We start from the raw sequence: 7,602 nt of genomic DNA on the forward strand, positions 1-7,602 counted from the left end.
ACGAGCGCGCTGGCGGGCCCGCCAGCGCGCTCGTGGCCGCCCGCGACCGCGTGGTCCGGACTGCCCGCGGCGTCTGGGCGTGGCGCGGCCCCTTCGGGCTCGCGGTCGTCGAGTTCGTCGCCATCGTGGTGTTCTTCTACGCGCCTCGCGGCGAGGGCGCGGCGGTCGGACCGACGCTCGGCGAGACGGCGCGCGATCCGACGCTACTGCCCGCGCTCGTCGGCGAGGCGACCGTCGGCTCGTGGCACCGGTTCACCGGCCGGTGGGTCGGCGGCAACGAGAGTTCGTACCTCGACACCGCGACCGCGCTCTGGCCCGCGCTGGAGACGGGCGCGCCGGTCGTGGTCGCGTTCGCAATCGTCGGCTTCCTCGCGGACCGCTACGCGGACGGGGGGCCCCGCGACGTGGTGGCGTTCTGCTCGTACTGGGGGTTCGCCAGCCTGCTCGGCTACCCCGTCATCGTCGAGAACGCGTTCCCCTGGGAGATCGTCCACGTCGCGGTCCCGCTGGTAATTCCGGCTGCGGTCGGCGTCGCGCTCGTCGCGCGGGTCGGCCTCGCGAGCGTCGCGGACGCCGACCGAGTCTCGGCGGTCGCGGCCGCGGTCGTCCTGCTCGTCGCGGCCGCAGGCGTGGGAGCGACCGGAGCCAGCACCGCGTACCTCCACCCGCAGAGCGACGACGAACTCGTGCAGTACGCCCAGTCGTCCTCAGAGATGAAGCCGCTCCTGCGCGAGGTGGACGCGGTCGCCGAGACCAACGACGGCATCGACGTGCTGTACTACGGCGAGGAGTTCTACGCGGCCGACGAGACCCGGTTCGAAACGCCGCGACCCAAAACCTATCCCGCGTGGTTCGAGCGCCTCTCGTTCGCGTGGTACTTCGAGACGGCCGGCGCGGAGGTCGACAGCACGACTCATTCCGGCGTGCTGGCTCGGGACCCGCCGCCGGTCGTGGTCGCGCCGGGGTCGGTCGAGACCTGCGACGAGGAGTACGCCAACGCCAGCGACGTGGACCGGCACCTCTCGGGGTACGACCGCCACGAGGTCCAGCGCTACCTCCACGACAGCGGCTGCATCAGGAGCAGCGTGGTCGTGTTCGTGGACCCGGCCGCGACGAACGCCTCGGTCGCCGAAGAGAATCGGAGCGCGGCCCGACTCGCGCCGTCGCGCGCCGGAGCGGGCTCAGTCTGACGAGTTCGCCGTCGGACTACGGAACGCGCTCAGTCCGACGACCCCGCCGTCGCGCTCCGGAACGCCTTCAGCCCGACGACCCCGCCGTCCACGTCCTCGGCCGGCGCGGTGGTGACGGCCCAGTGGACGAGGTCGGCGGCGTCCGCGGGGTCGCGGCCCCGACCGCCGGTCAGGTCGGTGGCGACCGCGCCGGGGTCGACCACGCCGACGGGCCGGTCGATCTCGGCCGCGAACTGGCGGACGACCGCCTCGGCCGCCGCCTTCGAGACCGCGTAGGAGCCGTAGCCCGGTTGGGCCTCGCGGGCGACCCCGCCGGAGGGAACCACCACTCGCGCGTCCGCCGCGAGGTGTGGTTTGGCTTCCTTGACTGTGGTGAAGACGCCGCGGGCGTTCGTGCTGAACGCGTCGTCGAACGCCGCGTAGGACTCGCTGGCCAGCGGGGTCTCGCCGGGGGCGCCGTGGTAGACGCCCGCGCAGGCGACCACCGCGTCGATACCGTCGTCGCTCTCGCGGGCCGCGAGCTCCATCAGGCGCTCGACGTCGTATTCGTCGCGCACGTCGGCGCGGAGTGCCTCGACCGACCCGCCGTCGTCCGCGGCGTCCTCGGCGATGGCCTCGGCGACCGCGTCGATCTCGTCGCGCTCTCTGGCGCAGATGACGACGCGTGCGCCCTCGCTGGCGAATCGCCGCGCGACCGCCTCGCCGATGCCTCTGCTCGCGCCGGTCACGACCGCAGTTTGTCCGTCCATACTGGCTGATGGCGTTCCGAACCCAAACCGGTTTCTTCCTCGGCGCGAACCTCCGGACATGTTCCGGCCCGGCCACTACGGCGTGGCGCTCGTGCTGTACGCCCCCGCGGGCTGTGCGCTGCTCGCCCTCGGCGACCCGACGGCCGCGTTCGCGGGCGGCGCGGCGGTGCTCTGGCTCACGATGCTCCCCGACTGGGACTCGTGGCTCCCGTTGATCTCCCACCGCGGGCCGACCCACACGCTGGCGTTCGCGGCGCTGGTCGCAGCCGTCGCGTGGGCGGTCACCGGCGGGGTTGCCGAGGCCGCCGGGCTCTCCCGGTCGGTGGGTCCGGTCGCGCTCCCGACCTTCGCGGCCGGAATCGGCGCGCTCGCCATCCTCGCACACCTCGCGGCCGACCTCCTGACGCCGATGGGCGTGGCGGTGCTGTGGCCCGCGACCCGGCGGCGCTACACCGTGAGCCTGACGACCGCGGACAGCGCGCTCTGGAACTACGCGCTGTTCGCGCTCGGCGTGTTCACGACCCTGATGGCGGCGTATCTCGGCACGACGCTGTTCGCCGGCGACGTGGCGGTGACGCTCGGGTTTCTGGCCGGCGTCGCTCCGGCGTGACAGGCTTCGTTCTCGCACTCGGTTCGTCCGCCGACTTCGATTATTGGCCGACTTCGACTCATCGAAAAGTGATCACGGACGCTGGTGCGTCGCCGATCAGAACTCCGAGAGCGTGGGGTCGTCGGGCCGCCGGCGGAGCGGTTCGTCCTCGTCGTCGGCCGCGGCGGCGAGGTAGCGCCCGAGCGTATCGCAGTCGTCGGTGAACCGCGCGATCCCGTCTTCGCGGTCGTACTCGACGACGCCCGCCGCCGCGAGCTTCGGCAGGTGGACGTGGTAGAGTTCGGCGGCCACGCGCGTCGGGTTCGCACCGGCTGAGGACGCCACCGCGTCGGCGAGTTCGGAGACCGCTACCTTCCCGGAGCGGCGACACAGCACGTACAGCGCGTACCGGCGGCGCTCGGCGGCCAGCACCTCGAAGACGTCGTCGAGCGACCTATCGCGTGAACCACGGCTCTCTCGGGGGTCGACGTTCTCTGGCTGTTCCCCGGCCGGACCGTCCGGTGCGTGGCTCATTCACCGTGTACATTATCCTACATCATTATAAATTCACGGGGATTCCCCCACGAGAGGCCCACGAAAACAACTGCGTGGTTCTTTCCTCTGCTCGTGGTGTGGAGTTCGACGAACGAAGCGCCCGTCGACGGCGGTCGCGGGCCGGACGTTCTCGGGCCGGAGATTCTCGGGGCGAGCGTGTGAAAGCCGAGCGTGCGAAAGCCGAGCGTTCGCGAGTCGGCTCTTCGCGAGCGGGGCGACCTCTGATCGGCTTTTCCCGGTGGTACTCACCAGTCGCGGTAGGTGAGTTCGTCGCGCTCGTTCGTGACCGCTTGCATCATGCAGCCCCGACACACCCACACGTCGCCGCCGGTCCGCGAGACCAGCCGCGTCCCCCCGGACTTCTGCTGCTCGCAGATGTCACAGACGCGCATACTCGTGGTAGTTCGCCCGCGGGTTTCAATCTCTCGGGCGATTTCACGGCTCTCTCCGCCGGTCCTCGTCTCGATGTTCGCCATCGACCGAGCGGCGGACTTTTAGGGCCGCCGTCCGACGATTCCGTACTGTCGATGCTGACCGACCTGTTCGTCCGCGTCGTCGGCCACGACCCCGTGATGCAGGGGTTGGCCGGCGGCGTGATCATCGCTGCGATGAACACCCTCGGGGCCGCGCTGGTGGTGGTCTGGCGCGACCCCTCCGAGCGCGCGCTCGACGCCGCGCTCGGCTTCGCGGCGGGCGTGATGCTGTCGGCCAGCTTCACGAGCCTCATCCTCCCCGGCATCGACGCCGCGTCTGCGCCGGAGTATCAGGCGCTCTCTGTCGGTGGAATCGAGTTGGCGGGCATCCTCCCGGTGCTGGTCGGGTTCGGGCTCGGGGTTGCCCTGCTCGACAGAGCCGACCAGTGGGTGCCACACATCCACGTGGTCGTCACCGGGCGCGGCGCGGTGCGCGATGGGGGGGAGACGGTGGCGGAGGGGGAGACGGTAGAAAAGAAGGTGGTGGAAGGGGAGACGGTAGAAGAGAAGGTGGTGGAAGGGGAGACGGTAGAAGAGAAGGTGGACGAAGGCCAATCGGACGGTTCGAGCACCGCCGACGTGACCACCGACGCGGACACCGACTCGCCGCGGATCGAGGAGGACACCGCCGCGGGCCGCGAGCCGCTGGACGCCGAGGACGCGCGGACGGCCTCGGTCCTGCTGTTCGTCGTCGCCATCACGCTCCACAACATGCCCGAGGGGCTGGCGGTCGGCGTCGCCTTCGGCTCGGGCAACCTCGGCGACGCGCTGGCGCTGATGCTCGCCATCGGCATCCAGAACGTCCCGGAGGGGCTGGCGGTGTCCATCGCGGCGGTCAACGCCGGCTTCGGCTCGCTGTTCTACGCCTCGCTCGCGGGGGTGCGGGCCGGCCTCGTCGAGATTCCGCTCGCGGTGCTCGGCGCGGTCGCGGTGAGTTTCGCCGCGCCGATACTCCCGTACGCGATGGGCTTCGCCGCGGGCGCGATGCTGTTCGTCATCAGCGACGAGATCGTGCCCGAGACTCACGCGCGGGGCAACGAGCGCATCGCCACGCTCGGAACCATGCTCGGCGTCGCGGTCATGCTGACCCTCGACGTGGTGCTCGCGTAAGCCTGCCCGCGACGCTCGACCGCGTGCTGTGTCCAGAAAATGCGTGCTGCCTCCAGAAGGACCAGTTGTAATATGGCAGTTGTGATTTAACACAGATATAGCATGTATTTCTTCTAATTCCCGGTAGAGAGAAAGTGACGCGAAAAAATGCGATTCTTACTCGTGTCTGAGGGAAACTATTTCAAATAGCAACCGTGTTCTGGGAAAACGTTTTGTTCACGCCGGCTCTTACTACTCACGTTGGCAATGCAACGAGACGACACCGGCAAGGATATCCTCTCGCCGCGCCAGCAAGCCGTAAACTTGTGCTCCGACGGATGGTGTCCCTACTTCGACGGAACTGTGGTCGGTGACTCGCAGGGATGATCGACGACTCGGACTCGCGCCTCGGGCGCGTCGAACACGACCCGACTACTGGCACGTACTACACGAACCACGCGGGCGAGGACGCCCCGCCGAGCGCGGTGGTCCCGAACGCGCTCGCGGAGATCACCGACCGGCGGATCGAGTCGCTGCGACCCCTCCAGCAGGTCGTCGACCCGGACGCGCTCGATCAGGTGTTCGACGAGAGCGCTGTCGACGACGCCGACGAGGTAGACGTGTCGTTCGTCTACGTCGGGTTCGAGGTGAACGTGAGCAGTTCGGGCGTGATCGTGCTCGAACCGGTCGACGACGAGGAGTGAACGCGATTCCGCTTCGGCGCGTGGAATCGTCGATATTCGTTTCGATACTCTCGGATTCGATACGTCAGGATACTCTCGGATTCGATACGTCAGGATACTCTCGGAATCGATACGTCAGGATACTCTCGGACTCGATATTCTATTTTGATTCGGTCGCGCGCGTTGCTCGCGCGCGAGGGACGAGCGAACGAAGTGAGCGAGGCGGCTGGGGAGGTGTGAGGTTGCGGCGACTCCTATGCTCAAGCAGAAGCCAGCTTCGTAGTTTCGATAGAAGAAGAAACTACTGTGAAGCTAGCTACTGCCGAGGCATCGGAGAAACCGCACAGCACAGCGACCGCGGGCCTCACGCCTCCCCAGCCTCCTGCGGTCCTCACTCCGTTGCGATCCTCGTTCCTCGCACGCGTTGCGCGGCGCACGAGAGCGCCGTCAGCGCACGCGCTGACGAACCTCGCCTCGTTTCACTCGTCGAGACGCCGTGAGAGCTGTGCTCCCACGAGCCTCGGCTCGCGACGCTCGCCGAGACGCCGCGCAGCGCGCGCCGGGCCGGAGGTTTCACCAAGCGAACGCCAAGCCGGAAGATCTACCGAGCGCACGCTGAAATCCAAACCAGATTGCAGAAACTGCGGTTCGACTCCAAGAGCGACCACGTGAACCGCGACTCGCGGCCGCGCAACCCATAACCCCGCCGAGTCCCAAGGGGGAGTCATGAGCCAGGAATCAACTGACGACGCGTCCGAGTCTACTGCCGTCCCCGAGTCCGACGCGGAGTGGCGCGAGCGCCTGAGCGACGAGGAGTACCGCGTGCTGCGAGAGGCCGGAACCGAGTCGCCGTTCTCGGGCGACCACCTCGACCGCAAGGAGGACGGCACCTACGCCTGTGCTGGCTGCGGCGCGGAGCTGTTCGACGCCGACACCAAGTTCGATTCGGGCTGTGGCTGGCCCAGCTTCTACGACACCGACGACGACCGCATCGAGACGCGCCGGGACACCAGCCGCGGGATGGACCGCGTCGAGGTGTTGTGTGGCACCTGCGGCGGCCACCTCGGCCACGTGTTCGACGACGGTCCGGAGCCGACCGGTAAGCGCTACTGCATCAACTCGGTCGCGCTCGACTTCGAGTCGGAGTAACACTGGGCGAGCCGCCGAACCGATTGTGAACCCTCCAGGAATAATTGGACTGCTGAAACGAAACCATGCGTTTTATTTTGCTCTCATCTCTGTAGAATGATATGGCGGAGCAGTCAGAGGCAGCCACTCACGACGACGTATCGTCCGGACCGACCGACGTAGTTCTCTCCTCCAGCACGGATCGACAGACCGACCCGTCCCGGAACTCCTGGACCGCCGGGTTCGAGTACGCGCCGGGTGCGCCCGTGGCGGGCAATCCCGTCCTGTTCGAGGCCGAAACGGCGTCCGAGGGGACCGATGCCCGCTACGAGTGGGCGTTCGGCGACGGCGCGACCGCGACCGGAGAGAAGGCCAGCCACGTGTACGACTCGGGCGGCGAGCACGCGGTGACGGTGACGGTCACCAGCGACGGCGGCGAGACTCGGACCGTCCGTCGGTCTGTGACGGTGTACCGCGAGGTGGCGGTCGAGGTCGGCGACGCCGACGCGGACGGGAACCTCGCGGTCACGCTCCGCGCTAACGGAGCGTTCGACCCCGCAGACGCCGTGGCGCCCGAGTCGCTCCGGTTCGGCGCACCGACCGCGCTCGCGGCGGGGAGCGGCGCGAGCCCGGTCCGGAGCGAGGCGCGCGACGGCGATCTCCGCGTCCGCGTGCCCGCCGACGAGGCGGGGCTGCGGAGCGACGACGCCCCGGGCAGACTCGCCGGGCACACGACCGACGGCGTGCCCGTCGCAGGGACCGCCGAGCGGACCTGAACGGTCGGCGGGGAGTGGTCGCGCGTCGAATCCCCTACACCCGGAGCCGGTCACGTCCACTACACCCGAAGCCGGATCGCGTTCTCGGTGACGGTCGAAATGTATCGATCCTGGAGCCGGTGGCGATCCTGCTCGACCGGTCCCTCCCAGCCGAGTTCGGTGACCGTCTCGTCCAGGCTGTCGGTCTCGATGCTGACGTAGAGGTCGCCGTTGCGTACCTCGACGACGTTCCCGATCTCTCTGCCGCTCTGGGTCACCACGCGCTTGCCGACGTGGTCCTCGGAGAAGTCGGCCATGCTGGGGGTTCGACGAGCCACGCCGAATGCGTTCTGGCCCGGCAGCCCCAACACGTTCTGGCCCGGCGGCGGCG

General features: G+C 68.6%; 10 protein-coding genes. 6 read left to right on the forward strand and 4 right to left on the reverse strand.

Translation table 11 applies throughout. From position 1 onward, the window contains the following. Positions 1-1,190 (forward strand): flippase activity-associated protein Agl23 (locus DPQ64_RS18115; RefSeq protein WP_115865696.1); only part of this gene is annotated, 1,190 nt, incomplete at its 5' end. Positions 1,191-1,219: 29 nt separating this feature from the next. Here the strand turns inward: DPQ64_RS18115 and DPQ64_RS18120 are convergent. Then, positions 1,220-1,939: an SDR family oxidoreductase gene (locus DPQ64_RS18120; protein ID WP_115865697.1), complete on the reverse strand. Its 720-nt coding sequence runs from the start codon at positions 1,937-1,939 to the stop codon at positions 1,220-1,222. 58 nt (positions 1,940-1,997) lie between these two features. On the opposite strand from DPQ64_RS18120, the gene DPQ64_RS18125 reads away from it, so the two are divergent. Further along, on the forward strand, positions 1,998-2,549 hold the full coding sequence (locus tag DPQ64_RS18125; RefSeq protein WP_115865698.1) for a metal-dependent hydrolase: 552 nt from the start codon (positions 1,998-2,000) through the stop codon (positions 2,547-2,549). A gap of 96 nt (positions 2,550-2,645) precedes the next feature. Here the strand turns inward: DPQ64_RS18125 and DPQ64_RS18130 are convergent, their stop codons facing one another. After that, entirely contained in the window at positions 2,646-3,062 is a 417-nt protein-coding gene (locus tag DPQ64_RS18130) for a DUF7344 domain-containing protein (protein ID WP_115865699.1), read from the reverse strand. Between the two features lie 266 nt (positions 3,063-3,328). Further along, complete coding sequence (locus tag DPQ64_RS19410) at positions 3,329-3,475, reverse strand: hypothetical protein (RefSeq protein ID WP_198662197.1); 147 nt, start codon at positions 3,473-3,475, stop codon at positions 3,329-3,331. 135 nt (positions 3,476-3,610) lie between these two features. Here DPQ64_RS19410 and DPQ64_RS18135 point away from each other — a divergent pair, with 135 nt between their 5' ends. The 4 genes from DPQ64_RS18135 (at position 3,611) to DPQ64_RS18150 (ending at position 7,232) form a co-directional block, all read left to right on the forward strand. After that, on the forward strand, positions 3,611-4,666 hold the full coding sequence (locus tag DPQ64_RS18135) for a ZIP family metal transporter (RefSeq protein ID WP_198662198.1): 1,056 nt from the start codon (positions 3,611-3,613) through the stop codon (positions 4,664-4,666). Positions 4,667-5,028: 362 nt separating this feature from the next. Continuing rightward, positions 5,029-5,349 (forward strand): HalOD1 output domain-containing protein, encoded by a 321-nt coding sequence (locus tag DPQ64_RS18140; RefSeq protein WP_115865700.1) that lies wholly within the window; start codon positions 5,029-5,031, stop codon positions 5,347-5,349. A gap of 705 nt (positions 5,350-6,054) precedes the next feature. Continuing rightward, positions 6,055-6,477, forward strand: a complete 423-nt coding sequence (gene msrB / locus DPQ64_RS18145) for a peptide-methionine (R)-S-oxide reductase MsrB (RefSeq protein ID WP_115865701.1) — start codon at positions 6,055-6,057, stop codon at positions 6,475-6,477. Positions 6,478-6,578: 101 nt separating this feature from the next. Continuing rightward, positions 6,579-7,232, forward strand: a complete 654-nt coding sequence (locus tag DPQ64_RS18150) for a PKD domain-containing protein (RefSeq protein ID WP_115865702.1) — start codon at positions 6,579-6,581, stop codon at positions 7,230-7,232. Positions 7,233-7,291: 59 nt separating this feature from the next. Here the strand turns inward: DPQ64_RS18150 and DPQ64_RS18155 are convergent. Continuing rightward, positions 7,292-7,602: hypothetical protein (locus tag DPQ64_RS18155; protein ID WP_232820628.1), on the reverse strand; the 311-nt coding region annotated here is incomplete at its 5' end.

The sequence above is a fragment of the Halorussus litoreus genome (assembly GCF_003382685.1).
GTDB classification, from domain to species: Archaea; Halobacteriota; Halobacteria; order Halobacteriales; family Haladaptataceae; genus Halorussus; species Halorussus litoreus.

What these genes read in the sequence shown, in the direction of transcription:
- DPQ64_RS18130 (WP_115865699.1), bottom strand. Translation starts at nt 3,062, where the DNA reads ATGAGCCACGCACCGGACGGTCCGGCCGGGGAACAGCCAGAGAACGTC.
- DPQ64_RS18135 (WP_198662198.1), top strand. Translation starts at nt 3,611, where the DNA reads ATGCTGACCGACCTGTTCGTCCGCGTCGTCGGCCACGACCCCGTGATG.
- DPQ64_RS18150 (WP_115865702.1), top strand. Translation starts at nt 6,579, where the DNA reads ATGGCGGAGCAGTCAGAGGCAGCCACTCACGACGACGTATCGTCCGGA.
- DPQ64_RS18120 (WP_115865697.1), bottom strand. Translation starts at nt 1,939, where the DNA reads ATGGACGGACAAACTGCGGTCGTGACCGGCGCGAGCAGAGGCATCGGC.
- DPQ64_RS18125 (WP_115865698.1), top strand. Translation starts at nt 1,998, where the DNA reads ATGTTCCGGCCCGGCCACTACGGCGTGGCGCTCGTGCTGTACGCCCCC.
- DPQ64_RS19410 (WP_198662197.1), bottom strand. Translation starts at nt 3,475, where the DNA reads ATGCGCGTCTGTGACATCTGCGAGCAGCAGAAGTCCGGGGGGACGCGG.
- msrB (WP_115865701.1), top strand. Translation starts at nt 6,055, where the DNA reads ATGAGCCAGGAATCAACTGACGACGCGTCCGAGTCTACTGCCGTCCCC.
- DPQ64_RS18140 (WP_115865700.1), top strand. Translation starts at nt 5,029, where the DNA reads ATGATCGACGACTCGGACTCGCGCCTCGGGCGCGTCGAACACGACCCG.